Source organism: Pseudomonas sp. On1 (genome assembly GCF_033783325.1).
Genome location: NZ_JAWPOA010000003.1, coordinates 137,660 through 164,189, shown reverse-complemented (window position 1 = coordinate 164,189; position 26,530 = coordinate 137,660). Strand labels below are relative to the sequence as shown.

21 protein-coding genes and 2 pseudogenes are annotated in these 26,530 nt (G+C 58.9%); 16 read left to right on the top strand and 7 right to left on the bottom strand.

The annotated features are described in order from the left end of the window. Positions 1 to 109 precede the first annotated feature (109 nt). Positions 110 to 1,510 (top strand): MATE family efflux transporter, encoded by a 1,401-nt coding sequence (locus tag R5C80_RS04080; protein WP_319049836.1) that lies wholly within the window; start codon positions 110 to 112, stop codon positions 1,508 to 1,510. Positions 1,511 to 1,740: 230 nt separating this feature from the next. On the opposite strand, the gene R5C80_RS04075 is transcribed toward R5C80_RS04080, so the two are convergent. Further along, on the bottom strand, positions 1,741 to 2,655 hold the full coding sequence (locus tag R5C80_RS04075; protein WP_023629001.1) for a LysR family transcriptional regulator: 915 nt from the start codon (positions 2,653 to 2,655) through the stop codon (positions 1,741 to 1,743). Positions 2,656 to 2,757: 102 nt separating this feature from the next. Here R5C80_RS04075 and R5C80_RS04070 point away from each other — a divergent pair, with 102 nt between their 5' ends. The 8 genes from R5C80_RS04070 (at position 2,758) to R5C80_RS04035 (ending at position 9,857) form a co-directional block, all read left to right on the top strand. Next, positions 2,758 to 3,726, top strand: a complete 969-nt coding sequence (locus tag R5C80_RS04070; protein ID WP_023629000.1) for an ABC transporter substrate-binding protein — start codon at positions 2,758 to 2,760, stop codon at positions 3,724 to 3,726. Positions 3,727 to 3,802: 76 nt separating this feature from the next. Further along, positions 3,803 to 4,654 (top strand): ABC transporter permease, encoded by an 852-nt coding sequence (locus R5C80_RS04065; RefSeq protein WP_023628999.1) that lies wholly within the window; start codon positions 3,803 to 3,805, stop codon positions 4,652 to 4,654. Further along, the gene (locus tag R5C80_RS04060; protein ID WP_319049835.1) at positions 4,651 to 5,484 is read left to right on the top strand and encodes a glycine betaine/L-proline ABC transporter ATP-binding protein; all 834 of its coding nucleotides are present in this window, start codon (positions 4,651 to 4,653) and stop codon (positions 5,482 to 5,484) included. The genes R5C80_RS04065 and R5C80_RS04060 overlap by 4 nt, the downstream gene beginning before the upstream one ends. Positions 5,485 to 5,496: 12 nt before the next feature. After that, positions 5,497 to 7,020 (top strand): histidine ammonia-lyase, encoded by a 1,524-nt coding sequence (locus R5C80_RS04055; RefSeq protein ID WP_313650692.1) that lies wholly within the window; start codon positions 5,497 to 5,499, stop codon positions 7,018 to 7,020. Between the two features lie 152 nt (positions 7,021 to 7,172). Beyond that, complete coding sequence (locus R5C80_RS04050; RefSeq protein WP_319049834.1) at positions 7,173 to 8,306, top strand: aminotransferase class V-fold PLP-dependent enzyme; 1,134 nt, start codon at positions 7,173 to 7,175, stop codon at positions 8,304 to 8,306. Between the two features lie 22 nt (positions 8,307 to 8,328). After that, positions 8,329 to 8,880: a YdeI/OmpD-associated family protein gene (locus tag R5C80_RS04045; protein ID WP_313650694.1), complete on the top strand. Its 552-nt coding sequence runs from the start codon at positions 8,329 to 8,331 to the stop codon at positions 8,878 to 8,880. A gap of 364 nt (positions 8,881 to 9,244) precedes the next feature. Further along, complete coding sequence (locus R5C80_RS04040; RefSeq protein ID WP_319049833.1) at positions 9,245 to 9,481, top strand: hypothetical protein; 237 nt, start codon at positions 9,245 to 9,247, stop codon at positions 9,479 to 9,481. A gap of 67 nt (positions 9,482 to 9,548) precedes the next feature. Continuing rightward, complete coding sequence (locus tag R5C80_RS04035; RefSeq protein WP_313650695.1) at positions 9,549 to 9,857, top strand: DUF3077 domain-containing protein; 309 nt, start codon at positions 9,549 to 9,551, stop codon at positions 9,855 to 9,857. Between the two features lie 279 nt (positions 9,858 to 10,136). Here the strand turns inward: R5C80_RS04035 and R5C80_RS04030 are convergent, their stop codons facing one another. Continuing rightward, positions 10,137 to 10,886: an FRG domain-containing protein gene (locus R5C80_RS04030; protein WP_319049832.1), complete on the bottom strand. Its 750-nt coding sequence runs from the start codon at positions 10,884 to 10,886 to the stop codon at positions 10,137 to 10,139. A gap of 512 nt (positions 10,887 to 11,398) precedes the next feature. Here R5C80_RS04030 and R5C80_RS04025 point away from each other — a divergent pair. Both R5C80_RS04025 and R5C80_RS04020 read left to right on the top strand, forming a co-directional pair. Beyond that, positions 11,399 to 15,190 (top strand): P-loop NTPase fold protein, encoded by a 3,792-nt coding sequence (locus tag R5C80_RS04025; protein ID WP_319049831.1) that lies wholly within the window; start codon positions 11,399 to 11,401, stop codon positions 15,188 to 15,190. A gap of 174 nt (positions 15,191 to 15,364) precedes the next feature. Then, a pseudogene (locus R5C80_RS04020) lies at positions 15,365 to 15,589 on the top strand (transposase domain-containing protein); the annotation flags it as partial. A 399-nt stretch (positions 15,590 to 15,988) separates the two neighbouring features. Here R5C80_RS04020 and R5C80_RS04015 read toward each other — a convergent pair. Continuing rightward, a complete protein-coding gene (locus R5C80_RS04015) occupies positions 15,989 to 16,618 on the bottom strand; it encodes a hypothetical protein (RefSeq protein WP_313650698.1) in 630 nt (209 codons plus the stop codon). A gap of 143 nt (positions 16,619 to 16,761) precedes the next feature. Continuing rightward, complete coding sequence (locus R5C80_RS04010; RefSeq protein ID WP_319049830.1) at positions 16,762 to 18,048, bottom strand: ImmA/IrrE family metallo-endopeptidase; 1,287 nt, start codon at positions 18,046 to 18,048, stop codon at positions 16,762 to 16,764. A 348-nt stretch (positions 18,049 to 18,396) separates the two neighbouring features. Between R5C80_RS04010 and R5C80_RS04005 the strand changes: the two genes are divergently transcribed. Together R5C80_RS04005 and R5C80_RS04000 are read left to right on the top strand one after the other, a co-directional pair. Then, complete coding sequence (locus tag R5C80_RS04005) at positions 18,397 to 18,687, top strand: hypothetical protein (RefSeq protein ID WP_319049829.1); 291 nt, start codon at positions 18,397 to 18,399, stop codon at positions 18,685 to 18,687. An 83-nt stretch (positions 18,688 to 18,770) separates the two neighbouring features. Continuing rightward, on the top strand, positions 18,771 to 19,064 hold the full coding sequence (locus R5C80_RS04000) for a hypothetical protein (protein WP_319049828.1): 294 nt from the start codon (positions 18,771 to 18,773) through the stop codon (positions 19,062 to 19,064). Positions 19,065 to 19,215: 151 nt separating this feature from the next. On the opposite strand, the gene R5C80_RS03995 is transcribed toward R5C80_RS04000, so the two are convergent. Further along, complete coding sequence (locus R5C80_RS03995) at positions 19,216 to 19,953, bottom strand: hypothetical protein (protein ID WP_023629715.1); 738 nt, start codon at positions 19,951 to 19,953, stop codon at positions 19,216 to 19,218. Between the two features lie 248 nt (positions 19,954 to 20,201). Between R5C80_RS03995 and R5C80_RS04935 the strand changes: the two are divergent. After that, positions 20,202 to 20,948: pseudogene (locus R5C80_RS04935) on the top strand (HAMP domain-containing protein); the annotation flags it as partial. Beyond that, positions 20,946 to 21,809 (top strand): methyl-accepting chemotaxis protein, encoded by an 864-nt coding sequence (locus R5C80_RS04930; protein WP_413470263.1) that lies wholly within the window; start codon positions 20,946 to 20,948, stop codon positions 21,807 to 21,809. The pseudogene R5C80_RS04935 and the gene R5C80_RS04930, both read left to right, overlap by 3 nt. 39 nt (positions 21,810 to 21,848) lie before the next feature. On the opposite strand, the gene R5C80_RS03985 is transcribed toward R5C80_RS04930, so the two are convergent. Next, positions 21,849 to 23,180 (bottom strand): serine hydrolase, encoded by a 1,332-nt coding sequence (locus R5C80_RS03985; RefSeq protein WP_319049826.1) that lies wholly within the window; start codon positions 23,178 to 23,180, stop codon positions 21,849 to 21,851. Between the two features lie 120 nt (positions 23,181 to 23,300). Between R5C80_RS03985 and R5C80_RS03980 the strand changes: the two genes are divergently transcribed. Next, positions 23,301 to 24,197: a LysR substrate-binding domain-containing protein gene (locus R5C80_RS03980; RefSeq protein WP_319049825.1), complete on the top strand. Its 897-nt coding sequence runs from the start codon at positions 23,301 to 23,303 to the stop codon at positions 24,195 to 24,197. 81 nt (positions 24,198 to 24,278) lie between these two features. Here R5C80_RS03980 and R5C80_RS03975 read toward each other — a convergent pair whose 3' ends face one another. Further along, positions 24,279 to 26,516 (bottom strand): TonB-dependent receptor, encoded by a 2,238-nt coding sequence (locus R5C80_RS03975; RefSeq protein ID WP_319049824.1) that lies wholly within the window; start codon positions 26,514 to 26,516, stop codon positions 24,279 to 24,281. Positions 26,517 to 26,530: the final 14 nt, after the last annotated feature.

The following is a 26,530-nucleotide window of genomic DNA, read 5'->3' as shown; positions in this document are numbered from 1 at the left end:
CTAGTGGGAAAACCGCCACAGGCGGGATATATCGGTCAGGTATTATTTAACACGGGCGTAGCGCTGACTAAGTGCCCTCGCGGTAGCTGCTAAACAAAGGAATGTGAATATGCAGCACTGGTTTGACTCAGGAGTGGCGAAAAGAATCTTCACTGTCTCGTTTCCGTTGATGGGAACGATGGTCGGCAATTTACTGATGATGCTGGTCGACAGACTATGCCTGGCGCACTACTCACAAGATACGCTGGCCGCGTCTGGCCCTGCGGTATTCACAAGCATGGCGATCATCGCGTTTTTCTGTAGCACGGTGGGGGTGGCACGTTCCTTTATTGCGCAGGCGCATGGTCGATCAGGGCCCAGTGCAGCTTCGCGTGAAGCTGCACTGGGGCTGCTCCTCGGTATGGCCTGTGGGGCCCTGCTGTTCATCGCAGCCCCGCTGATCGCGATGATCCCACAGCTCAGCTCTCGACCAGCGCAGATTGTCAACCTGGAGTCGCGGTATATGCTCTGGGCGGCGCTCTTCGGTGGCGTAATGACGATCGACACGGCGCTGTCCTCGTTTTTCAACGGTGTTGGTCGCACCCGCGAAACACTTATAGTGGGAATCATCGGTCAAGTAATCGACTCGATCTTCACTGTCGGCCTGGTCTTCGGCAAGTTCGGGCTGCCCGAAATGGGCATGACTGGGGCTGCTGTCGGTACATTGATCGGCACGCTGTCCATGCTGGCATGCTATGCCGTAATGCTGCCTCGAGAAGTCTGGCTTGAGGTGATGAACATCTTCATTGCCCGCAGCGAGCACCTAGTGCCGCAGCTGTTTTTCCGGTTGCGTAGAGGTGTTCCCGGTGGCCTATCCGCCGGAGTGGATCAGCTAGGAAACACTGCGTTCATCTGGATTGTGGCGGTACTGGGCGCCAGTGCACTAGCGGCAAACAACGTTAACCTAACCGTGAATTACCTAGGCATCATCCCAATCATTGGGTTAGGCATTGGTTGCAGCATTCTGTGTGCCACTGCAGTGGGCAAGGGGCGCTACACCGAGTTGGCAATGATCCTGCGGGTCACGGTGATCATTGAACTGCTCTACGTCCTGCTGGTTTCCACCGTTCAAATCACAGTGCCGCAAGTCTTGCTCAGGGCGTTTGGTGATCTGGGACAAAACGCGCAGACGATGGCCCTGGCCATCGATACACAACGCGTGCTGTGGACATTCTCCACTGCCTTTGTCTTCTCGATGACCGGGGCCGCCGTCCTGGAGAGTATTGGCATGGCCCGATTTTCACTGGTCGTGCGCCTGACGCTGATGTGGTGCATGAGCATTCCGTTGATCTATTGCGTCGCCATGAGCAATCGTGACGCCCCGTCGTCGCTAATAACATGCTGGGTTATTGGTTCGGTGTTCGAACTTTTGATTGGCTTAATTTACTTCTGGCGAATCGCCAAAGCCATTCGGGGGGCCGAAAACCGTCTTCACCTGGAGTCTCATTCAGCTAGCGAGAACGCTTTGTGAACCTGAATGCGAGCATCAGCGACTGGGCCAAGCGTTCTACAACCACTTCAACCTGCACAAGCTCGCCGATCAGGCTGCATTGTGTAACCTTTTCGAAGCAGACGATGAGAAAGCGTCAGGCTTGATCTTGAAGCTTTTTCGTCTGCACTGAATGGCAGCTTCCGACCCAATGAAGACACTCCTCAGCTGAGTATCAGCCGTCCTCCTGTGACATGCGCCCTACCTGTTGTTCACTCGGATGCAAACGACGGTCGCTCGGCGAACCATGCCACCGCCAGCTCCTTGAACGCCTCGGCCGAAGGCGTCAGCGGGTAGCGCTGGTCATGCGCCAGTACGATGCTGTGGGTTGGCAGTTTCTCCTGAGTCGGCCGACACACCAGCGCCTGGCCATCATAACTATGGTCACCAAATGGCCGGGTATAAATCAGCGCCACGCCAAAACCATTGGCGACGAGGCTGCGCTGCAACTCAAAGGTGCGCACACGGTGCACAACCGCGGGTGAAATGTCGTAAAAGCTGAACAGATCCAGCACATGCTGCCAACTGTGGACCTGATCGGTGACGACCAGGGTGTATTCGGCCAGCGCCTTGAGGCTGACGCGCGGTGCCTTGGCCAATGGGTGATCGGCCGACAGCAGCACCTGGGCAGTCAGCTGACACAGCTGGGTGCATTGAGTGTTTGGCGGTAAACCCAGGTCATAGGTGATGGCCAGCTCTATCGCGCCCTCACTGAGTCGCTTGCCAACATAATCGAAGCTGCCATCGCGCATATCGACCGTGACCCGTGGGCAGGACTGCTGCATCCGTCGCACGATCTGCGGCAGGCAATAGGGCGCCAGATCTTCAAAACAGCCCACCACCAGTTCCCCGACACACTCGCCTGCATCGGCATTGATCTCGGCAAAGGTCTGGGCCTCTGCCAGCACGCGACGCGCTTGCACCATGACGGTACGACCGAAGGGAGTCAGCGATATGCCAAGACCACGCTGGCGTATGAAGATTGCCTGGCCCAGCACTTCCTCCAGTTCGGTGATGGCCGCCGAGATGGAAGGCTGTGATACATGAAGCTCCATGGCGGCAGTGGTCAGGTTTCCGTGCTTGGCCGCTGCGAGCGCGTAGCGAAGCTGCCTGAGTGTGAACTTCATAGGTTTTTCCGTGGTGATGCATCAGGAGTTATTATTTTATCCTTTTTTATCGTTGTGAAATATTTCTCCTGCGCAGTGATCATCTTGTTTGGGAGCGTCACAATGACAATTACAAAAGCTCTGCTGTCCACGACATTTTCCATAGGGCTCTTGGCGTGCGCTGGCGCCAGCCAGGCCGCCGGCTGGTGCGAGTCTGGCAAGCCGGTGAAATTCGCCGGTCTGAACTGGGAAAGCGGGATGCTGCTCACTGAGGTGATGCAGTTCGTGCTGAAAAATGGCTATGGCTGTGACACCGACAGCCTGCCGGGTAACTCCATCTCCATGGAGAACGCCCTGAGCAGCAACGATATCCAGGTGTTCGCCGAGGAGTGGGTAGGGCGCAGCGAGGTCTGGAACAAGGCGCAGGCCGCCGGCAAGGTCGTCGGTGTCGGCTCGCCAGTGGTTGGCGCGGTCGAAGGCTGGTATGTGCCGCGTTATGTGATCGAAGGCGATGCCAAGCGCAAACTCGAAGCCAAGGCACCGAACCTCAAGAGCATTGCCGACCTGGGGCAATACGCCCAGGTATTCAAGGACCCGGAAGAACCGGACAAGGGGCGCTTCTACAATTGCCCGGCCGGCTGGACCTGCGAGCTGGACAACAGCCAGATGCTCAAGAGCTATGGCTTGGAAAACAGCTACACCAACTTCCGCCCGGGCACCGGCCCGGCACTGGATGCCGCCGTGCTCTCGAGCTACAAGCGTGGCGAGCCGATCCTCTTCTACTACTGGTCGCCAACCCCGCTGATGGGCCAGGCCGACCTGGTCAAGCTGGACGAAAAGCCAGGCGTGGACAAATCCGTGACCATCAAGGTGGGTGTGTCGAAGACCTTCCACGAGCAGGCGCCGGAACTGGTGGCGGTGCTGGAAAAGGTCAACCTGCCGATCGATCTGCTGAACCAGAACCTGGCGCGCATGACCAGGGACCGCATCGAGTCGGCGGAACTGGCGAAGGCGTTCCTCAAGGAGCACCCCGAAGTCTGGCACAGCTGGGTCAGTGAAGACGCAGCCAAAAAGGTAGACGCGGCACTCTGAAGGGTGTGGGCCGGTCCGGCGCCTGCCGGGCATGCCACACAGCAGTCCGCTTCACGCACTTGCTCGAGAGAACTCCATGTTTCCCAAAGACTTCACGTTTTCCATTGCCGACTGGGTCAATGGTTGGGTCGATGCGCTGGTCACCAACTACGGTGACGTGTTCCGGCACATTTCCGACACCCTGCTGTGGGCCATCGTCAATCTTGAAGGTTTACTGCGCGCAACACCCTGGTGGCTGATGCTGGCCGTCGTCGGCGGTATTGCCTGGCACGCCACCCGCAGAATCGTACCCACCGCGGTGATCGTCGGCTTGCTGTTCCTGGTCGGTGCGGTAGGGCTCTGGGACAAGCTGATGCAGACCCTGGCGCTGATGCTGGTGGCCACGCTGATCTCAGTCCTGGTCGGCATCCCGCTGGGTATCCTGTCGGCGCGCAACGATCGCCTGCGGGCGGTGTTGATGCCGCTGCTCGACATCATGCAGACCATGCCCAGCTTCGTGTACCTGATCCCGGTACTGATGCTGTTCGGCCTGGGCAAGGTGCCGGCGATCTTTGCCACCGTCATCTATGCCGCGCCGCCGCTGATTCGCCTGACCGACCTGGGCATTCGTCAGGTGGATGGCGAGGTCATGGAGGCGATCAACGCGTTCGGGGCCAATCGCCTGCAACAACTGTTCGGCGTGCAGTTGCCACTGGCGTTGCCGAGCATCATGGCCGGTATCAACCAGACCACCATGATGGCTTTGTCGATGGTGGTCATCGCCTCGATGATCGGTGCCCGTGGCCTGGGTGAAGACGTCCTGGTCGGCATCCAGACCCTGAACGTGGGCCGCGGCCTCGAAGCGGGCCTGGCCATTGTGATTCTGGCGGTTGTGATCGACCGCATTACCCAGGCCTATGGCCGGCCACGGCATGGGGTGGGCAAATGAGCGCCAAGCAGACGATGAACAAGATCGAAGTCAAGAACGTCTTCAAGATCTTCGGTGCGCGTGCCGAAGATGCCCTGAAACTGATCCGCCAGAGCAAAAGCAAAGAGCAGGTCCTGGCCGAAACCGGTTGTGTGGTGGGGGTAAACGATCTGTCGTTGTCCATCGGCAGCGGCGAGATCTTCGTGATCATGGGGTTGTCGGGCTCGGGCAAGTCGACCCTGGTGCGTCACTTCAACCGCCTGATCGACCCCACCAGCGGCCAGATCCTGGTCGATGGCGAGGACATTCTGCAGTACGACATGCAGGCCCTGCGCGAATTCCGCCGGCGCAAGATCAGCATGGTGTTCCAGAGCTTCGGCCTGTTGCCGCACCGCACCGTGCTGGACAACGTCGCCTACGGCCTGAAAGTACGTGGCGAGAGCAAAGCCCTGTGCACGGAGCGAGCCCTGCACTGGATCAACACCGTGGGCCTGAGGGGTTACGAAAAATCGTACCCGCACCAGTTGTCGGGCGGCATGCGCCAACGTGTGGGCCTGGCGCGTGCGTTGGCTGCCGACACCGACATCATCCTGATGGACGAAGCCTTCAGTGCGCTCGACCCGCTGATCCGCGCCGAAATGCAGGACCAGTTGCTGGAACTGCAAAAGACCCTGCACAAGACCATCGTCTTCATCACCCACGACCTGGACGAAGCGGTGCGCATCGGCAACCGCATTGCCATCCTCAAGGACGGCCGCTTGATCCAGGTTGGCACGCCGAAAGAAATCCTCTACCAGCCTGCGGACGAATACGTCGATCGTTTCGTGCAGCGTCGGGTAGCTTCGCTATAAGGACCCGCGTGTATGTCGTTTGCCGAAAAGATCATCATCGCCGACACGCCCGTTCGCTGGCAGGACGTGGTGGCTGTGGCCCGGCATGGCGCGAAGCTTGAGCTGGCCCCATCGGCCTGGGCGCGGATCGAGAACGCCCAGGCGATTGTCCAGCGCATCGTTTCCAGCGGTGACCGCGCCTATGGCGTCAACACAGGGCTTGGCGCCCTGTGCAATGTCTCGTTGCAGGACGAACAGCTCAGCCAGCTGTCGCACAACACCTTGCTCAGCCATGCCTGCGGCGTGGGTACCGCGCTGTCGGACGAGCAGACCCGGGCGATCATGTGCGCGGCGATCATCAACTTCTGCCAGGGCCGTTCCGGCCTTCAGCGCAAGGTGGTCGAGGCGCTGCTGACCTTGCTCAACCAGCACATCACCCCGCAGGTGCCGAAACAGGGGTCGGTGGGGTATCTGACCCACATGGCCCATATCAGCATCAGCTTGCTGGGCGTCGGCCTGGTCAGCTATCGCGGCCAGATCGTACCGGCGCAGCAAGCCTTGGCCGAGGTCGGCCTGGCGCCGATCAAACTGGGGGCCAAGGATGGCCTGTGCCTGGTCAACGGTACCCCTTGCATGACCGGCCTGAGCTGCCTGTCTTTGGACGATGCCACTCGGCTGAGCCAATGGGCGGATGTTATCGGCGCCATGAGCTTCGAGGCCCTGCGCGGCCAGCTCGATGCCTTCGACCCTGAAATCATCGCAATGAAACCGCACCCTGGCATGCAGCGCGTGGGCAGGAACTTGCGACGCCTGCTCGAAGGCAGCGAAATCATTGCCAGCAGCCATGGCATTCGCACCCAGGACGCCTTGAGCATTCGCTCGATCCCGCAGGTGCATGGCGCCGCGCGCGATCAACTGGAACACGCGGCGCGGCAGATCGAGACCGAACTCAACTCCACCACCGACAACCCGATGTTGCTGGGTACACCCGAGTCGTATCGGGTGGTTTCCCAGGCCAATCCCCACGGCCAGTCCGTGGCCATGGCCGCCGACCTGCTGGCGATTGCGGTGGCCGAGATCGGGGCGATTGCCGAGCGCCGTCTCGATCGCCTGATCAACCCGTTGGTCAGCGGTTTGCCAGCCTTCCTGGTCAGCCAACCGGGGGTGAACTCGGGCATGATGATCGTCCAGTACGTGGCCGCTTCACTGTGTGCCGAAAACCGTCAGCTGGCACAACCGGCCGTCATCGACAACTACGTCACCTCCGGCCTGCAGGAGGATCACCTGAGCATGGGCACCAATGCCGGGCTGAAGCTGCACCGCGCCCTGGAGAACTGCACGCAGATCCTCGCCATCGAGTACCTGCTGGCGGCACAGGCCTTCGAGTTCCTCAAGGAGCAGCGCTTTGGCGCCGGTACCAGCATTGCCTGGCGGTTGTTGCGCGAGCAGGTCCCGGCCTATGCCCAGGACCGTTGGCTGGCACCGGATATCGCCAGCAGTGCATCGATCCTCAAAGATCCCGGCCTGCTTGGCGTTGCCTTCCCCGAACTGCAATGAGCGATGCAGGCAGCAGGAGCGGCGGCAGGCCACGGTCATAAGGCTGGTGTGTAACTGAGGGCCTTATCGCCGGGCTCTCAATGCATCTTGTCATTTGCAATGGCTTAGGGCAGGGTCGATGCCAAGGACAACTCTGCCAAAGGAGCCACACCATGTCGAAGATATATCCCGGTATCGATCCCGAGGGGCTGGTCGAGTATTCGGTGGTCTATACGGACCGCTCGCTCAACCACATGTCCCAGTCGTTTCAGGGTGTGATGAAGAACATTTCAACCACCCTGAAACACGTCTACAACGCCCAGGCGGTTGCGGTGGTCCCGGGCAGTGGCACGTTCGGCATGGAAGCGGTAGCCCGGCAATTTGCCACCGGCCAGCAATGCCTGGTGCTACGCAACGGCTGGTTCAGTTATCGCTGGAGCCAGATCCTTGAGATGGGCAATATCCCGGCGGCCACAACGGTGCTCAAAGCCCGCCCGGTTGAAGCGGGGCGCCAGGCTGCCTACGCCCCGGCCCCGCTGGAAGAAGTGTTGGCGGCCATTGAGTCGCAGAAACCGCAGATTGTCTTCGCTCCCCACGTTGAAACATCGTCAGGGATCATCCTGCCCGATGAATACCTGCGGGCCGTGGGCGACGCCGTGCATGCGGTGGGTGGCCTGTTCGTGCTGGACTGCATCGCCTCAGGCGCGATCTGGGTTGATATGGACAAATGCGCAGTCGACCTGCTGATCAGCGCACCGCAGAAAGGCTGGAGCGCCTCACCTTGCTGCGCCCTGGTGATGCTCAGCGCGTTGGCCCTAGAGCGCATCGAGTCGACGCAAAGCACCAGCTTCGCCTGCGACTTGAAGAAGTGGCTGCAGATCATGCAGGCCTATGAGCAGGGCAGCCATGCCTACCATGCGACCATGCCCAGCGATGCCCTGGCGCGATTCAACGAAGTGATGAAAGAGACGCAGGCCTACGGTTTCGACAAGGTCCGCGACGAACAACAGGCCTTGGGTGATCGGGTGCGCGCAATGATGACTCGCAAAGGCATCAAGAGCGTGGCCGCAGCAGGCTTTCAGGCCCCTGGCGTGGTGGTGAGCTACACCGATGATGCCGATATCAAGAGTGGCAAGAAGTTTGCCAGTCACGGCCTGCAGATAGCCGCCGGCGTGCCGTTGCAATGCGACGAGCCGGCCGACTTCCAGACCTTCCGCATCGGCCTGTTCGGGCTCGACAAGCTGCACAATCTCGAGCGCACGGTCAGCACCCTTGAGCAGGCGCTGGACGAGGTGATGGTTAACTGAGCGCACGGTTGGAGAACCTGCCATGACAACAGAGGATGCGAGGTCGCGATTCGAAGCCAAGCTTCTTCGTCCGGCAAAGCCCGGTGATGGCAGGTCGTGGGCGTTCGTAGTGCTTCCGAGGGACGCGAGTGAACGGCTTCCTAGGCGGGGAAGGGCGACCGTTGACGGCACGATCAATGGGCATCCTTTTCGGGCAACCCTTGAACCTGATGGGCAGCTGAGCCATTGGTTGAAGGTCGGTAGCGAGTTGCTCGATGCGGCGGGTTTGGCCTGTGGCGATATCGTCACCCTCGAACTGATCCCGGTGAAGAAGGAGCCCGAGCCTGATATCCCAGCGGATTTCGAGAAAGCCTTGGCAAGCAGGCCTGAGGCTCAAAAGGTTTGGAACACTACGACGACCCTCGCGCGGGTGGACTGGATCCACTGGATTACTTCAGCGAAGCAACTCAAGACGCGTGAAAAGCGAATTGGGGATGCCTGCGAGATGCTTGCGGCCGGTAAGAAAGCGGTTTGCTGTTTCGACTCGTCTGGTTACTACAGCAAAGCATTTCGGGCGCCTGAGGCGGAAAATTGACCTGTGGTGCAGCTCGGGAACATCCAGGGGCGCAACCAGCCCTTTGATTCCTTATATGTGCTGTGAATCGGACTTTCCCTCTTCTCTGTAGTCCATTTCCGAAACATACTCCCACCGCCTTCCAGTCATTGCAGCAGTCCCATCAGCCATCTAGTCTCGCCAAGTCGCCGCAAATTCGACGACACGGTTTTGACAGACCGTCCCCTGATATACGGATCATGCGCAACGCTCTATGGCGGCTGTGCGTGGGGCACTTCGGTGCGCCGAGTTCCGATATCCTCGGTCTGTCAACCCACGTACCGCTGCCACCCATTTGTTTGACAGCAGAGATGTGGTAGCTCCAGTCAGATATCGGAGCTTTATCATGTTAAAGATCGTCCCCGATCCACCCCAACACGACAAATACACCACCCACACCCTCGAAGACCTCCTGGTCCAGATATCCGAATACCTCGTCTGCGCCCTGACCGTCAGTCAGCAGACCGTCCTGCTCCATGCCAAACCGCCAGGCCAGGTCCTGACCCTCGCTACCATGCATGAAATCGACAGTGCCCGCACCTTGGTGGAGGTGGCGCTGAGCCGCGTGCAGTCCCGGCACTGACCTGGGCTCACACTTGATGTTCACCGATCAGGCCCCGTGCAGTTCGCGGGGCCGCAGGAGGAATGGTATGGATAAGGAATTGCAAACCCCAAGCATCAGGAAGCTCGCCACCACTGGTGTGGGGCATTTCGGCGAGGCTGGAGAGGAGGGTGGTCAAGACCCGCTGTTCCGTGTTGTTGGTGGCCATTCGATGGACCATGCGGTTGAACAGGCAACCGTGCTGATGTGTGCAGTGCACAAGATCAGCGATCTGGCGATGGTGGAGACGGATCATCTACCGACGTTGCTGACGGCGGTGCATTACCTCAGTGGTATGGCCAAGGCATTGGTCCAGGATGTGAATCATGGGTTGATGGTGGGACGGAGGGCTGAGTAGGAATGCGGTGGCCGCTGCGGGGCGCTCGGTACCCGTGTCGCCTTCGAATCCGATTCTAAGGAGCCGACTTCCATTTAAGTCGGAGATAGTGCCGGAGCCAACGCCGTTCAAAGGAGCACAGTAGGGGGCCACAGGCCCCGCGCCCACAAAAACTAGATAAGCCGCAAGGACGCGTAGTTTTCAGCGGCGAAAGTTGCTGTCGAGTTTAGTTTCTGCAAGCACAAAATCTAGCCGGGCGGGGTGCATTTGAGCTCCCCCCCTGTGTGGTTGAAGCGCGCTCTAGCGATTTTCTGCACGCATGGCCAGAATTGCCCTAACCTCCGAGGATTTGGCATTGCCAGCTAATCCAGGGTAGATCCTTGAATGACTGAGGCCCATAGCATCAAGATCAGCCATTGCAGAGCCAGTTTCATCAACTGGTACAAGGTATTTTCTTAGGGCAGATTCATTACCCTCACGCTGCGCGACGTAGTCTTCGATTGAGCGAGCGTGGTTCTGCAGGTATGTAAATTTCCCGTGCTGGTTTCGGATGCGTTCGTTACCGAAACTTGGGACATTAACGATCGAACAACCTGAATCGTCATTCCAGATATAGTGTGTTGAGTCCAGTACCCAAATAGCCACATTGGACTCTGTTCGATTACCGTGTCGGATGTGCCCGCTAAACGCAAAGAACGCAGCTACGTAGGGGCTTTCGCTCCAGTCCAGTAATCGAGTGGGCAACCCGTGATGCTGTCCTAAGCTCAGCATCATCATCCGGTCATTTCGGACGTTTGGAGGCAGGTCTTCCTGCTCACACTCACGTATGAATCCCTCTAGGATGCTGTTAGCCACAGTAACCTTGTAGGCGGGTAGACCTTCGTTATCTGCATACCAGCGGTCAAATGTGGAAGCCAGTTTCCAGGACTCACCGCCTTGACCTCGAAAAAGAAATCGGCCCTTTTGGAAGCTGCTTGCTGGAAAAAGATCACTAATAATCCTGATCTTGAAGTCAGCCCAGCTTTCGCATTCCACGGTTGTGACGTTCATTTCTATCCTTGAAGAGTGCCTATCGGAGAGCTGAAGGTAGCGAAGTGACATCTCTCTGTCCATCCTGAGTGAAAGTGCGAGGCTTACCCAGGGTTTCAGCTTTTGGTTGATTCATCGGCTACCAATTGCGGAATGCGGCAAGCGTAGACCAGACATTGACAGTGCCTCTCAACTGTGCGGTGGCCACCAGCATTCACTATTGCCTACCCACCTCGGTTGTCGTCACACGCGATTCCGTATGGCCAAGCGTATCAACTGAGGCCTGCTGTCGAATCGCGTCCATAACGACAAGACCAAGGTGAGTATGAAAGCCAAAGGGCGGTTGCCGCCCAGCTTCATTTGGTGTTTCAGCCTAGCAACCCAGACTCATATATGGCATATAGCCGCTATCGAAGCGTGCGCATCCTGGAGCCGGTGGGCATGAAGATTGGAGGCTAGGTAATCCGCTCGCAGCGCGACACGGATGACCGGGATTGGGATTGAGGTAGATGGTTGAGTATCGGAAAGGCCGTGTGAAGCGTGTATGGGAAGCACTAGCTGTTGGGATCAGTGAATCCTTTAAGGCATACGACAAGTCTCAGCCGCCGCCGAGTGATGAGAAGTTTTTTGAGCCGTTGACGCCCGTGCGGTTGAAGGAGGAGATATCAGGCAGGTACGAGCGTGAGCTGAGGCATGCTCTGGAAAATCCTGAGATTCTGAACATCGCCGTCACGGGCAGCTACGGTGCTGGCAAGAGCAGTGTTCTGAAGACTTTTTTTGAGAATCACCGTTTCTACAAGCACACCTTCGTATCTTTGGCGACTTTCACCAAGCCCGGTCTTATAGGTGCATCCGAGGCTGAGCCCAAGCCGGACGCGTCATCACAGACGTCTGCAGAAAAAGGCGCTCATGCTGCAGAGCCCAAGGGTGACAAGGACAACAAGGTTGAAAAAGCGGATAAGGATGTACTGATCAATCGCATCGAAGAGACGATTGTTCAGCAGTTGCTCTATGCGGTGCGTGCCAGCAAGGTTCCCAAGACGCGCCTGAAACGGATCACACAGACTTCAAGCTTTCACCTGTGGCTTCGTACTGGTGCGATGACAGCAATCGCTGTCTGCGCACTGAGGTTGTACAGTCCCACGATCGCCAATAAAGCTGGCATAGCATCGAGCTGGCTGCTTGAAAAGCTCTTGTTGATCCCAGAGTCCGGGGCCTTGGTAGGCCTGGCGTTAGGCAGTGTCTGGTTGCTGTACACAGCTCTGAAATTCCTCTCGTTATTCAGCATCGATGGCTTAACACTCAAAGGTGGCAAGCTTGAGGCTACCCAGCACGGCTCAGTGCTTCACAAGAACGTCGACGAGATCATCTACTGCTTTGAACGCAGCGACGTGAATGTAGTTGTGATCGAGGATCTGGACAGGTTTGATATCCAGGAAATCTTTTTCAGGCTGCGGGAAATCAATCTCATCATCCGTAGCTCACCTCAGATCAAACGCTCCGTCCATTTCGTGTACGCGATACGGGACGAAATGTTTGGTGTCGGTGACAAAACCAAATTTTTTGATCTGATCATTCCGATCATCCCAGTGGTGCATGGCGATAACGCCAGGGAGCAGCTCTCCAAACTACTGGATGAGCGTACGCTGGGCGACGGAAGGCTATCTGATCGACTTGATGAGAGACTCATCGATCATATCGGCTATTACATCGATGAGATGCGGCTGATCAAGAACATTGTCAACGAATACGACATTTACCAGAGCCTCCTGGCTCCGGCTGGTGTGCACCTCAATCCGAACAAGCTGTTCGCGATGGTCGCGATTCGAAACCTGTATCCAGGCGCATTTGCTGACCTGGTGAAGCGAAGGGGCAGGCTCTACTCAATTTTTGAGGAGTATCCAAAGTGGGTGGTTGCACAGCTTGGGCCCAAGACTGGTGAGCTTACTGAGCTCACAGCGCGATGGGCGACTCGTCAGCAGGATCATGCGAGTGATCTGGTTGAGCTGCGTCTGCGGGTTTGGTACGAAGTGATTCAACGAGGAGGTTCAGCGAGTGCCAACGCCTTGGTGCTAGATGGGAGTTCGTACCTTACGCTGCCCGACTTTGTAGAGGATTCGGGGTTTGAACGCTTCAAGGCGGCTAACCATGCCACACCAGCGCTACAGCAAAGAAGCGGGCATGAAGGTACTACACAGTATCCCAAGTCAATACTCGAAGAACTGAATTACGAAGCGCGATCGGCAGTGCTGAGCGATTCCTTAGTGATGCTGGACGCAGAGGTTGCAGGGTTAGAGCGTGAGATTCACCGCCTGAAAGCAGTGCCGTTCAGGGTCGCCGTCAAGGACGCGTACGGAGAGGTCGTCAGGGAAAAACTTGCTGACTACAAGATGATATTTTTCCTGGTGTTAAAGGGTTACCTCGACACCGATTATGCAGATTACTTTGGGTATTTCTACGAGGGTACCCTGACCCAGTCCGACAAGAACCTCATCCTTGCCCTCGGTCGTGAAGAATTGGTTGAGGTCGACACTCCTGTTCAGAAACCTGATCGCGTTGTCAGAGCTCTCGACCACGAGTCATTGAGCGAGGGCCGGGGGATCCTGGTAAACCTGATAGCTGAGCTACTGCAGCACGGATTTAAAGAGCGAGATGAACGAGAAGAGCGGGAAGCAAAGCTTGCCGTGATTCTCAAGGGTGGCCTTCAAGCGCTGGAGCGGCTAGGGCAAGCGCTTGAGATCTTGATTGAAGCGGGTAAGGGGCGCTACCTAATGCGCGCTCTGTATATGGCGGATAGCGAGTTAGTTTTGCATGTACTGGGTGATGAGCGATTCAAGCCAGATGCTCCAAGAGCCCGGTGGCTTTACCACGTTCTCGAAAATCTCGACGCCGATGAGGTGGCAAAGCTCGACCACAATGGCCAACTCTCAAAGCTGCTGAATGAGCGTGAAAATGTGACGAGTTGGGTGTCACGCCTGGAGGCAAACCAGCATGGCTGGCAATGGTTGCGTTCCAAGCCTGCCCAGTTTGCGAAAATTCACGAGGGGATTGGTGCGGATGATCTTAAAGCACTGGTGAGAATGCGCTGCTTGAAGCTCAACCTTCGCATGCTCAGCCTGCTTTGTAAGGTCATGGATGGAAATAATAAGGATCAATCTGTCAGCTACGACAGGCTCTCTATTCTTGATGTGCCGGATCTTGTAGAGCAGCTAAGGGAAGATATCCCATCGCTCGTCGGGGAGCTTTTGCAGCAGGAAGGCGTGCTGAATGAGTCCTCCGGATCACTCCGAGCGCTACTTGAGATGCTGACTGACCAGCCCGACCTGATGCGCTGGTTGTTCGATCGTACTCACGCTTCACTGCCAGGCCTTGAGGAAAATCTACGAGAGGTATGGCTGCTCGCGATGGCAGCGGATCGGATCAAAAGCCAAGGTGTGAGCCGTGCTGTCTGGAGGGTGTTCGGTGATGTGATGGATCGGAGAGACAGGGTCGCGGAATTTGTTCAGGCAGATGACGCCGAAAAAATCCTCCTGGAGTTCATCGTGCGCAATGCACATGAGTTGGCACCTGAATTGTGGGAGCAGTCAGACCAGCAAACGGCACTGCAGCGATTCCTCTTGCGCGATGAGCGCGTGCCGGCGGAAACGTTGAAAACGCTGTTTGCAAGGACACGCGTTGACGTATCGATACTTGACGATTCCCTACCAGCGTTAAGATGGAAGTACCTCTCGACCGCTGAGTGCCTGCCTTACAGTGAGGTTGGCCGTCAGGCATTCTGGGCCAACGCGCCTGATCTTGAGCTGACCTATCTGCTGTCGCATTGGGAGGAAGTGCGACAGATACAGGACTTTGCTCACATCCCAATCGCTCTAATCTCAGATTTGAGCAAATCTGAAACGCCATCCTTGGAAGACCTGATAAACATGTGGTTGGTGGTACCGGCCCAATATCTGTCTGACAAACCAGAGGCTGCTGCCGCCCTCGCGAGCGTGTGCGCGCGGGCAAACAAGCAAGGATTGACGTTCCCAATCGGCTACCTGCCAGTGATCCTCCGGGTCGTCGCTGAGGCCAGCCTTAGTAATCAGCATCGAAGCGATCTGATCATCCAGGCTTTGGCTTTGGGCTGCGATTGGTCGCAGATTGCGGATCAATTACCGCTGCTTGGACAAGAGTTCGCGGGTTTGGCAGGCGAACGACGTACGCTAAGGCTGCCAGTTTCCGACAGTCGTATCAAGGTACTCAAGGCCCTAGAGCGCCGACTATTCATTCGCTGCATTTCCTCTGAGACGCACATCTTTGCGGCCAGAATACAAAGCACGCACTGATTTCGGAGAGGTCATTCCCTCTAGCAAAGTCGGTAAGCTGCGACGTATGCAACATCGATTGTAGCCCGTGATAGGCCGTAATCAGGTTCGCCTCGATTTCTATCTGCTGGGCTACGTGCTGCTGGGGGGCGACATAGAAATCCTTCCCACAGCCGATCGCTTTTGAACCAGTTCGACAACAACCAGGTCGAGAACCAGATACGACCGTGGGCACTCGGACGCTCGAACTGGTTATTTGCCGGGTCGTTGCGCAGCGGTAAACGGGCGGCTGCGATCATGAGTTTGATCCAATCGGCGCGCATGAATGGGCATGATCCGTATGCCTATCTCAAAGATGTGCTGACGCGGTTGCCGACGCAACGGGCCAGTGAGATCGGGCAACTGCCGCCACATCAGTGAATGCCTGCCTGATTCGTGCAATTTGAGTTGGCCGGATGCTTACTTTCAATATGCCGTTGGAGGCAGATGTGAAGTCGTTCCTGCAAAAGCTCTATGACTGCACCCAAACTGAGTGCGCCAAGTTGATTGGCGCTTGGGTGCTCATCATTCACGCTAACGATGGCAAACAGAGGCATTAAAGACTTGCTCTTGAAACATACAGAGTCGTCCAGAGCAGCAGATTCTGGGAGTCCTTCCCCTTCGTCGTTGCCTTCGCCGCGATCGCGATCGCAAACAGGTTCAAAACGACATGGAGGAGCGGGGTTACTGACCTTTCTGAACGTTAGGCGCGGCGCAGAATGCATTGAGGTACGCTGATGGAAGCAGGCCCCACCATCACGGTGAGGCCAGTTCAGGGGCTTAATGGGACTTCGGATACCAGTCGCTTTTACCTGGGCTGATTTCGCCCGGGCGGTATCCATACCTGGCCTTTAACTCCGGTAGGAGGTCTGCGTACAGATGGCTCAGGGTGTCCAGGATCATGGACACGTAGAGCTCGAACGATGGATGCTTGCGCCAGTACTCGCCAGAGATCGCATTGTTTAGGGAGCGATCGAACCACCCGCGCAGCGCCAACAAGATACCTTCGATGCGGGTCTCCAGGCTTTCGTTTGAGAGCGCTTGCTTCCTACCCTCAGACTTCATTTTTTCACGCTGCAAGAAGTTGGCCGGGAAATAGCCTAGAGCTTCACCTGCTTCATGCAGCCTCTCGTGTACTTCACGGTGAGCATCGCGATCTTCTTTGAGATCAGCTGCAAAGGTGAACTCACAGAATGTACATTTGCTCGCACCATTACGGGCAGGTGAGATGTGCACATGGAGCATGAGCCATTCGTCATACCGGCGAGCGGCTTCGTGGTAGTTCCTGACGCCCAGTACCTGGACTGCTGCGATGTCTTGGCGCTGACTTAACTTGAGCGTGGGGTGAGCTTGCTTGAGCTCCTTGGCGAGGCGTTTGACTTGCTTGATGTGGCTGTAGGTAATTTGCATTTTTCAGCTCTGCAAAGGGCTGGCCTGGTGTCCACTACGAGGCAACCTGATGATGGTCAGGTTCGGTGTTTCAACTGTCACGATAGTGCTAAAGCTTCGCTGGTGTGGACTGCCGGCACCTACCGAGTACCGTGGCGCGGAGACTACCACTCTTGGCTTTGGCTAGCAATCTGCGGGAGGCCGGGAGGTGGCCTGTTTGATGTTCGGGCGTCAACCAATAGCCCCAAACGGCTCAAGCGAAGACGAATGGCTGTTTTTGACACGTGGAAGTGATGGCTCAGATTGTCTGAAACCAGTCGGAAGCTTCGGTAATTCCCAGGCTGGTGGTCGAGGTAGAGGAGACCGTGTCCTCGGTTTTGGATGTTGTAGATCACTGCGAGTAACGCGAGCCGTTCGAGCAGCCTCATGGTTGGCATCAACAGGAACGAAGCAAATGCATTGGCCTGCCACTCCAGTCGCTCCACGTCGGTTCTAGGTATTCGGACGCTATCGTGCTTCTCCATATCGCTCGCATGCAGCTGCTCACGCTTCAGATATGCACCGTGACCCAGATAGTAATGGCCTAACTCGTGAGCCAAGGTGAACCGGGCGAGAGGCGCATCCTTGTTGTCTGTGAAGATCTGGATCTCCGGAGGGGCGAATGAGATACCGCCCAAGGCAGATCTCGATGGCCCGCTGAAGATCACCTCTAGCCCACTACTCGTGCGCTCATGGTCAATTATTTTTTCCAGATCGACATGGCCGCTGGTGTAGCCAGTGCGCTGTAGCACCTCTGTTGCCCTTTGCTCAATCTGCTGTAAGGAAAGGAACGCGACCCTTTGCCTAGTCGCAGGTTGACGCTGAATTAGCTGCTGATAGCCCGCGGTATCCTTTCCAAGCTCAGAAAAAAGATTGTGGAAAACACCTGCCAATGAGTTCGTATAACCCTGAGGAGTGGCGGCGTAGGTAGTGTAGATTGCAGGCTGGAACGAGGGAGCAATGAGTGCATTCAGGATTTCAGTGCTCCTGCGTTCAGATGCGCTCACAGCGCCCATGAGAAGGGAGCGCGAGAGTTCCCAGGTGAAATTTCCCTCATCGAGGTGACGAACTACCGCCATGCCTTTGTTCCTGGCGAAATTCAGGGCACTAGCCTGGAATGCGCTCGCGGTGACAAACATACCTTTGGCATTATGGCCGGTGACCTGACCAATCTTGGAGCTGAACTCCTCGACGTCATTGATCGGTATGGTGCTGCCGTAGTTCTTGCACTCGACCAGCATGATCATCGAAGGGGTATCAAATCCTGGAAGCGTCACCTCGATGGAGATATCGAACACAATGTAGTCTTCTCGCTCTCGAGAGAAGTATTTCGGTTTTCGTTGGATAGTGGCGAACTGAGGAGCGAAGAAGAGGTTACCTGCCTCAAGCTCACGGCTGAGGTACTCGAACACCTTCTGCTCAAAGAGATCGCCTTTGTGGTACGTGCTGAGTTTCGGGGTTTCTAGGGACGTCATTTGGCTCTGCAGGCCTACTCCAGCGCATTAGCTCAGGCACAATAGCGAAAAGCCATGACTCATCCAAGCGCTGCTTAGAGAGGGATGAGAGGGAAGGGCTCTGGCACAGGTCAGGTGGCCGGATCCACCGGACGATGCGATGCCCTGCACCCGGAATCTGTGGGCGATGTGATGTTTGGCTATCGAAATGGTCGCGTCGGTAGTCTTTCCTTGAGCCTTCGCCATACCTGGCACGCATCGTAATTCACTGCGTACGATGTCGAAATCGACTGCGCCAAGAACCGCGTGCGCATCACGGGCGCGCAGGATTTCCGCAGCGTTTTCAATGAATTGCGCAACGCAAAGTATTCCAGCCAATGGCAGAGCAAACCCGACACCTGGTTGGCGCAAAGTCGCGATTTCCTGTGCAAACCGGCTGACCGCCAGGCTCGGAAAATGGAGCGCCTGGGGGTAATGCCTGCATCGCAAATAGCCAAGGCAGGGCCGCAGCTGTTCCAGATATTGAACCGCGAGGCCGCCAAGGCGGCCATCATGCAGAAGATCGACGAAGGGTTCGCGCAAATGTCTGCCAAGTAAAGCGGCCTTCAGGGAGAAGACCTTATGAACCGATTGTTAGCATTCGGCCTGTTGGCCGCAGCACCGCCTGGAAAGATCGCCCGGTGGGCGAGCTGATCGATTTCTTCGGCGTGCCACGCCAGGTCATGGTGGTGCCGGAAGAGGATCTGGTCGTGCTCAGGTATGTGCGCGACAGCAGTTATGTCACGCGTGAAGCCGCGGGGACTTACACAGGGCCGCAGAACGGGCAGATTGTGCATACGGAATATTGGGAAGACGTGCAGCACTCAGGCAGTTGTCAGATCGATGTGTTCATCAACAGAGCGCGACTGGTGCAGAAGGTACGCACGAAAGGACGCTGCGCAGTTGTCGAGATGGCGCCGGCAGCTCGAGCGTGATGGCAGGCACAAACCACAGGTGATCGACTCAGGAGGTCACCTCACATAATACGCTATTTAACATAATATACATTATGCGTAGGTTCGTATTGAGCAGTACGCCCAGAGGGAGGCCAGATTCCAGCCTCCACCAAGCCCATTTCCAATCCACTCACTCGAATCTCAATCCTTTCGGCACTTCATACCGGCCGCCGTCATAATTCAGGCTGAACCTTTTCGTCTGCGTGGCACGCTCGATTTCCTGACAGTCATCAGCGCCCTTGGGAACACTTTGGCTCCCGGTCGATATCTCGGTAACCCGCAATTTGCTGAAACCGTCCTTGCCGGGTTTTCCCATTGCCAGCGTCCGTTTGATCTCACCGAATTCTCCAGCGCAGACACCATCCCATTCGCCGTGACTCTCGCTCACAACCAAGTGCCTCGTGATCTGCCGCAGTTGCGAACCGTCGTTCACGTACAGGCTCAGGGTTTCACTGCTGAACGGATTGACCCGTGACGATCCTGTGTGACGAATGCGCACGCCAAATGCTCGTAAGCCTGGTGCTAGCTGATAGCGCGCAGTGTCCAGCGTCAGGCCTGAAAACTGCACCGCATCGGAGACGATCGCCGCCTCCTGGTAATGATGGGCAATGATCTTGCCGCTGCTGGCATCGGCCACCAGTACATCCAGGCTGTAATCGCCTTGCCCGTATTCATCAACGTTCACCTTCAACGGCAAGGCTGCCAAGACCTGGCTGGTATCTGCCGGATTGACCTTGCAGACTGCAAAGTCGCTGGCTAGCGACAGTGTCGGGTGCAAGGCCTGGGCCCAGGTTTGCAGGTTCTTCGTGCAGTCGCCCCAGGCGATCATGGGGGCAAACAACAACGGTAAAGCGGTGAATCTACGCATGGTCGATGTCTCATTCCTTTGAGGGTAAGTGAGCTGGATGCACACTACACAGGGTCTCTGGCGTCAGCAAACGTTCGTACGCCCTGCCCGACTTTTTTATGGCATACACATATAACTCAACTAAATATTCATTTAGTTGAGTTATATGAGGCATCTCCTCACCGCACCTCAGCGCCGTTGTTTTCCCCCTGCGAAATACCTCCAACCATCTATGCTCACCAAACCCACCCCACGGAGCCTGTTCGAAAATGGACATTCGCCAGAAAACCATCGGGTTCGGTCTTGTCAGCATCCTCGCCGCCCTGTTGCTTGGTGGCAGCGGCCTGCTCGCCGAGCATGACCAGAACCAGGCGTTGCAGCGCAGCGAGGCCAGCATGGTGGCCCTGCGCAACCACATGGAAGGCGACATGATGCACGATGCGCTGCGCGCCGATGTGCTGGCCGCCCTGCTGGTCAAGCCGGGCGATACTGACAACGCCAACCAGGTGCTGGCCGACCTCGACGAACACGCAAAGTGGTTCCGCAGTGTCGTGCAAAGCAACCTGGAACTGCCCCTGGACGCCGACCTGCACCAGGCCATCAATGACCTCGGCCCCCTCCTCGACCACTACATCGCCAGCGCCACGTCGATCATCCAGCTGGCATTGCAGTCGCCTGAACAGGCCCAGGCGCAGCTGCCGGCCTTTGTCACTGCTTTCAAGGAGCTGGAGCAGCGCAACAGCACCCTGAGCGACCTGATCGCCGGCAATGCCGACAAAAGCCGCGAACAGAGCACCGCCACCCTGCACCGGGGCATCAGCGTGCTGGTGGGCGGGATGATTTTGGCCACGCTGGCGTTGGCGCTGTGCACCTTCCTGCTGCTTCGCTCCATCCTGCGGCCGTTGAGCCAGACCATGGCGGTTGCCGAGCGTATCGCCCAGGGCGACCTCACCACCGCGATCGAGGTCCACGACCGTGACGAAACCGGGCATCTGTTGCGTTCGCTGGCGGACATGCGTGACAGCCTGGGCAACATGATCAAGGCCATCCATGAAGAGAACCTGCTGCTGCGCGAAGTGGCCGATGAACTGGGCCAGGCTTCCAGCAGTCTGGTGCAACGCACCAGCCAGCAGTCCGACAGCGCCGTGAGCATGGCCTCGGCCACCGAGCAGATGATTGCCAACCTGGCGCGGATTGCCGACCACGCCCGCGATGCGCAGGCCATCTCCGGGCAGTCCGAGCGCCTGGCCAGCGACGGTGGCGAGGTCATCCTCAACGTGGTCGGCGGCATGCAGGGGATCGACGAGGCCGTCAACCGCTCCTCTGAAACCATCACCGTGCTGGGGCAAAGCTCGGAAGAAATCCATTCGATCATCCAGGTGATCAACACCATCGCCGAGCAGACCAACCTGCTGGCCTTGAACGCGGCCATCGAAGCCGCCCGTGCCGGCGAGGCCGGGCGCGGCTTTGCCGTGGTCGCCGACGAAGTACGTGGCCTGGCCGGGCGCACGGCGCAGTCGACCCGGGAGATCACCGGCATGATCGAACGCATCCGGCAAAGCACGGGCAACGCCGTCGACAGCATGCAGACCGGCGTCACCCGGGTGCGCGCCGGCGTGGAGCTGGCCACCCAGGCCGGCGACTCGATCCAGCAGATTCGTGAAGGCGCCCGCCGCGCCGCGTCGGTGGTCGAAGAAATCTCGCAGACCATCGGCGAGCAGACCCGGGCCAGCCAGGATGTCGCCCATCAGGTAGAACTGATCGCCCGCATGTCCAGGGACAGCACCGATACCACGCGGCAGCTGGCCTCGGCGGCGCAGCGCCTGGGCGAGATTGCCCAGGGCATGCAGGCGAGCGTGTCGCGGTTTCGCGTGTGACTGGGCAGGCGCTTGCCGGCGCCCTGCCCTCGCCCGGCGCTACTGGCTCAGCGCCTTGGCCACCGCGTTGACGAACACCGCCTGCTCGTCATACAGCGAGCCGGGGCTCTCGGCGTTCTTCCAGGTCGACCACTGCACCACCACCAGGCGCTCCGCCGGGTTGATGGCGATGCTCTGGCCGAAGATGCCCAGGGCCCAGAACGTCTGGTCGCTGGTGGCGGTGCGCTTGGGTTCGGCATCGCTGTCCGGGGCCGGGGCGTTGTACCACCACTGGTAGCCGTATTGACCCTTGGGCGCGGCGGCCGTCACTGAGCCCTTGGCCTGGGTCCAGTGGGTGGAACGCGCGATCCAGTCGTCCGGGAGCAGCTTTTCGCCCTGCGGCAATTGTCCGCCACTCAGCACGAACTGGCCGAACCGTCCCCAGTCACGCAATGTTGCATTGAAACCGTGGCCGCCCATGTCCACCTTGCCGGGCACCAACGCATGCCAGACCCCGGCCTGCTGCATGCCATAGCGGCTCCACACGCGGCTCTGCAGGTACTCGGCAATGGTCATGCCGGTGGCGTTTTCCAGCACCCGGCCCACCAGCCAGGCACCGCCGGTGTTGTACGACCAGACCTCGCCCGGCTTGACCCCGGGCTTGCGCTTGACCGAACGCACCAGGTCGAGCACGCAGTGATAGGGATCGGCGGTGGCCTCGCACTGGGTCATGTGCGAGAAGTCCGAATCCTTCGAGGCGTAGTTCTCGTCCCAGACGACGCCCGAGGTGTGCTGCAACAGCTGCTGCAGGGTCACGTCCTGCCACTCGGAACCTTCCAGCTCCGGGACATAGCGGCTGATCCTGTCATCCAGCGAGTGGATCTTGCCTTCCTTGACGGCGATGCCCACCAGCACGCTGACCACCGACTTGGCCACCGAGCGCGATGTCCACAAGGTCTGCGCAGTGTTGCCCTTGCCGTAGTGCTCATAAGCGATCTTGCCATCCTTGAGCACCAGCAGGCCGGTCACGCTCTGGTTGGCCAGGTAGTCCGCCAGGTTGTGGGTCTTGCCGGCCAACTGGTACTGCACGTCGCTCAGTTTGTGGCTGGTCTGCGGCAAGGGGTATGGCGTGGCGCCGCGCGGGGCGAAGACATCGCCGCCGTACAGGCGATAAGTGTTGCGAAAGCCCACGACCCGAGTGTCCTGATCCCAGGTGAGCATGTCCTTGGCCGCCGGCAGCACCTTGTCGAAAGGCTGCGGGCAAGGCTCAAGCCCCGGCACGCCGCAGGCCCCCTGGCTGTCGGCCGCCTGGGCCGCGCCGGCCAGTGCGGCGAGTGCCAGTGCCAGGATGGAAAGACCGTTGAACGACTTCTTTATTGTTATTGGCCGCATCGGAGGGCTCCTCGAAAAGCGCGGAAATACGCTGCCCCGAGTGTCTGCAACTTGAGCCAGCGGGAAAAGCACAATAAATTTGCCTTCACTATTAAAAAAACTAACAACCAAGGAATGCCCATGGCCGAAGATCGCCTGCCCCCGCTCAACGCCGTGCGCGCGTTCGAGGCCGCTGCCCGCCTGGGCAGCTATGTCGCGGCTTCCCAGGCGCTGCACGTGACCCAGCCGGCGATCGGCCGGCATGTGAAAAACCTCGAGGACTGGCTGGGTGTACGCTTGCTCGAACGCTCCCCGCGCGGGGTGACCCTTACCCTGCCCGGCGCCCATTACTACAAGGCCGCAGCGCAGGCGCTGCAGATCCTCGCCGACGCCGGTGCGCGCCTGGGGCAACGTGGTGAAGAGCGCTGGCTGCGCATCCTCTGTGTGCCAGCGTTCGCCTCACGCTGGCTGACACCGCGCATCGACACCTTGCGCAGCCTGCGCCCGGACCTGAGGATCGCCATCGAGCCCAATGCCACGTTCACCAGCGTGGATGCCCGCCAGGCGGACCTGGGCATCGCCTTCGGCCTGCCGGGTGAGCTGAGCGGTGTACGCGAGGTGTTGATCCGCCCGAAGGTGTTCGCGGTCTGCGCGCCGAGCTACCTGGCGCAGTTGCCCGCAGGGCTGAGCGCTGCCGACCTGCCCGCCTTGCGGCTGATACATGTCGATGACGGCACCTGGTGGAACAGCTGGTTCGCCGCCAATGGCGTGAGGGTGCGGGTCAAGGCCGATACTTCGCATATCAGCAACGATATCGTGCTGAACCTTGCCCAGCGCGGCCACGGCATCGCCTTGGCCACCGAGGTGCTGGTCGGACGTGAACTGCGCGAAGGCAGCCTGGTGCGTTGCGTGGAGCAGGCCGTGGCGCTGGAGAGCTATCAGTTGCTGACGCCACCCCAGCCGCCGAGTGCCGATGCGTTGTGGTTCATGGATTGGCTGGAGAGCAGCCTGCGAGAAGAGTTTCCGGACGCACTGTGAGCGTGGCACCGGCCGCGCCGGTGGTCGCGGGGCAAGTCGCATCGGCTCACCGCCGCTCCCACGCAGCCAGTGTGGAGTTGGCTAGAAATCCACCGAGGTGGAGAACAACAACGACCGCGGCGTGCCCAGCCCACCGGACAGGCCGCTGCCGTCGCCGCCGTTCCACGAGCCGATCCAGTAGGCCTTGTTGGTCACGTTCTGCACGGTGGCACGCAAGGTTACCGGTTTGTCCGAGACCTTCAGGGTATACCGGGCGCCGAGATCGAAAATCGTGTAGGACGGCAGCGACAGGTTATTGGCATCGGTGGCATAGCGCCGGCCGGCATAGTTGGCGTTGCCGGTCAGGGTCAGCCCGGGCATCTCGCGCAGGTCGTACTCGACGCCAAGCTTGGCCAGCACCTTGGGCACGCCGGTGGCCTGGTTGCCTTCGTTTTCCTTGCGTATCGATTTCGTCAGCTCGGCCTTGGTGTAGGACGCACCGCCCAGCAGGCGCAGGCCCGGCTCGAGCTCACCGAAGAACGACCATTCCAGGCCACGGTTGCGCTGTTCGCCGTACACGCCGTAGGTCTGCGTCAGCGGATCGGTATAGGCGCTGGGTTTCTTCACCTGGTACACACTGACCGTGTGCGCGAAGGTGCCCAGGTCGAGCTTGGCGCCCAGTTCGTACTGCTTGGTCTGGTACGGCGCCATGATCGCGCCGGCGTTGCGCGCGTTGTCCGGGGCGATGCCACCCTGGCTCAGGCCTTCGATGTAGTTGCCGTACAGCGAAAGTTCGTCGGTGACCTTGACCAGCAAGGCCGTGGCCGGCGAAACCCGGCTTTCATCGTAGGGCTTGGAGGTGCGCTGGTGGTTGCCGTCGTAGTTCGACGCGCGCACGTTCTGGTGGCGAGCGCCGACGGTCCACTGCACCTTGTCATCGAGGAACGACATCGTGTCGAGCAAGGCTTCGCTGCTCAGTCGGGCGCGCATGCGCGACGTGACGTTGCCGTACTCGCCGATCTCCGGGCGCGGGCCATAGTCCAGGTTGTAGTAGTTGGTGAGGATGCGTGTCGGCAGGCGCTTATCCTTGAAACTGTTCTCTGAGTCGTAGCGGGTGGCCGCCAGCGACCAGGCGTGGTCGACCGGGCCAGTGGCGAAGCGCCCGCGCAGGCCGACTTCGCCGGACTTCTGCTCGCCATCTCGAGCCGAGCGGATCGGCGTGGCGGAGATGTCGCCGGCATCATTGAGAAGCATGCCGCTGGTCATCAGCGCGTTGTAGCCCCCTTCCCGATGGCCCCAGCCGGCGAATGCGGTGAGCGAGTCGTTGAGGTCGTACTCGCCGCGCAGCACCACGGTGTCGGTGTCGTTGACGGTGTAGCCCCACTCCGGGGCCAGCGAGTGATCGCCCTTCTTGGCCTTGGGCAGGTGGGTCACGCCGGGGCTGATCGAGGCAATGCCGAAATAGTTGACCCCGTCCATGCGTTCGCGCTGGTGGTAGTAGTCCAGCGACGCCCTCGCCCGCTCGCCGCGCCAGTCCAAGGCCAGCGACGACAGCTGCATGCGGTGCTGCTGGTCGTCCACCGGGGTGTCGCCGTCGCGGTAGACGCCATTGAAGCGCACGCCGAACTGTTTCTGGTCGCCGAAGCGGCGGCCGATATCGGCATGCATGCCGGCCAGGCCATCGGACTCGTAGGAGGCGGTCAACCGGGCCAAGGGCTCGTCGCCGGCACGCTTGGGCACGATATTGATGCTGCCGCCGACGCTGCCGTCTGGCGGCATGCCGTTGAGCAGCGCCGACGGGCCCTTGAGCACCTCGATGCGCTCGGCAAGCTCGGTGGAGCCGCGCATGTTCGGCGCCATGCTCGGCAGGCCGTTGAAGGTGATGTCGTTGCCGGTGCTGTACAGACCGCGGATAAAGAACGTCTCGAAGATGCCGCGCTTGCTCGGCACGTAGACCGACGGATCGGTGGCACCGATCACCGAGCCGATATCCTGGGCCTGGCGGTTCTCGATGTATTCCTTGGTGTAGCTGATGGCGTTGAACGGGGTTTCGCTGAAGTCCTTGTTGCCCATCAGCCCTACCCGGCTGCCCGAGCCAACCTGGCCCCCGGCATATTCCGGTGGCGGGGCGCCGAGTGCGTCACGGGTTTCCTGCACCAGGGTTTCCGGCAGGGTCAGGCCCTCTTCCTTCACATCGGGGGTTTGCTGCTGTGCCGAGGAGGTGCTGCGTGGCGGTTGCGCGAAGGCGTTGCCGGCGATGGCGGCCATGCCCAGCAGCACGGCCATGCGCAAGGCCCTGCGGGGCAGTTTCGGTGCCTGGGGATGTTGCAGTGGAGGCATGAGGGATTCCTTTC

Bases quoted from the DNA above. Each gene is read 5' to 3' on its own strand.
- R5C80_RS04065 (WP_023628999.1), top strand. From the start codon at position 3,803: ATGTTTCCCAAAGACTTCACGTTTTCCATTGCCGACTGGGTCAATGGT.
- R5C80_RS04050 (WP_319049834.1), top strand. From the start codon at position 7,173: ATGTCGAAGATATATCCCGGTATCGATCCCGAGGGGCTGGTCGAGTAT.
- R5C80_RS04045 (WP_313650694.1), top strand. From the start codon at position 8,329: ATGACAACAGAGGATGCGAGGTCGCGATTCGAAGCCAAGCTTCTTCGT.
- R5C80_RS04040 (WP_319049833.1), top strand. From the start codon at position 9,245: ATGTTAAAGATCGTCCCCGATCCACCCCAACACGACAAATACACCACC.
- R5C80_RS04055 (WP_313650692.1), top strand. From the start codon at position 5,497: ATGTCGTTTGCCGAAAAGATCATCATCGCCGACACGCCCGTTCGCTGG.
- R5C80_RS04030 (WP_319049832.1), bottom strand. From the start codon at position 10,886: ATGAACGTCACAACCGTGGAATGCGAAAGCTGGGCTGACTTCAAGATC.
- R5C80_RS04080 (WP_319049836.1), top strand. From the start codon at position 110: ATGCAGCACTGGTTTGACTCAGGAGTGGCGAAAAGAATCTTCACTGTC.
- R5C80_RS04060 (WP_319049835.1), top strand. From the start codon at position 4,651: ATGAGCGCCAAGCAGACGATGAACAAGATCGAAGTCAAGAACGTCTTC.
- R5C80_RS03995 (WP_023629715.1), bottom strand. From the start codon at position 19,953: ATGCGTAGATTCACCGCTTTACCGTTGTTGTTTGCCCCCATGATCGCC.
- R5C80_RS03975 (WP_319049824.1), bottom strand. From the start codon at position 26,516: ATGCCTCCACTGCAACATCCCCAGGCACCGAAACTGCCCCGCAGGGCC.
- R5C80_RS04930 (WP_413470263.1), top strand. From the start codon at position 20,946: ATGCGTGACAGCCTGGGCAACATGATCAAGGCCATCCATGAAGAGAAC.
- R5C80_RS03980 (WP_319049825.1), top strand. From the start codon at position 23,301: ATGGCCGAAGATCGCCTGCCCCCGCTCAACGCCGTGCGCGCGTTCGAG.
- R5C80_RS04035 (WP_313650695.1), top strand. From the start codon at position 9,549: ATGGATAAGGAATTGCAAACCCCAAGCATCAGGAAGCTCGCCACCACT.
- R5C80_RS04070 (WP_023629000.1), top strand. From the start codon at position 2,758: ATGACAATTACAAAAGCTCTGCTGTCCACGACATTTTCCATAGGGCTC.
- R5C80_RS04015 (WP_313650698.1), bottom strand. From the start codon at position 16,618: ATGCAAATTACCTACAGCCACATCAAGCAAGTCAAACGCCTCGCCAAG.
- R5C80_RS04075 (WP_023629001.1), bottom strand. From the start codon at position 2,655: ATGAAGTTCACACTCAGGCAGCTTCGCTACGCGCTCGCAGCGGCCAAG.
- R5C80_RS03985 (WP_319049826.1), bottom strand. From the start codon at position 23,180: ATGCGGCCAATAACAATAAAGAAGTCGTTCAACGGTCTTTCCATCCTG.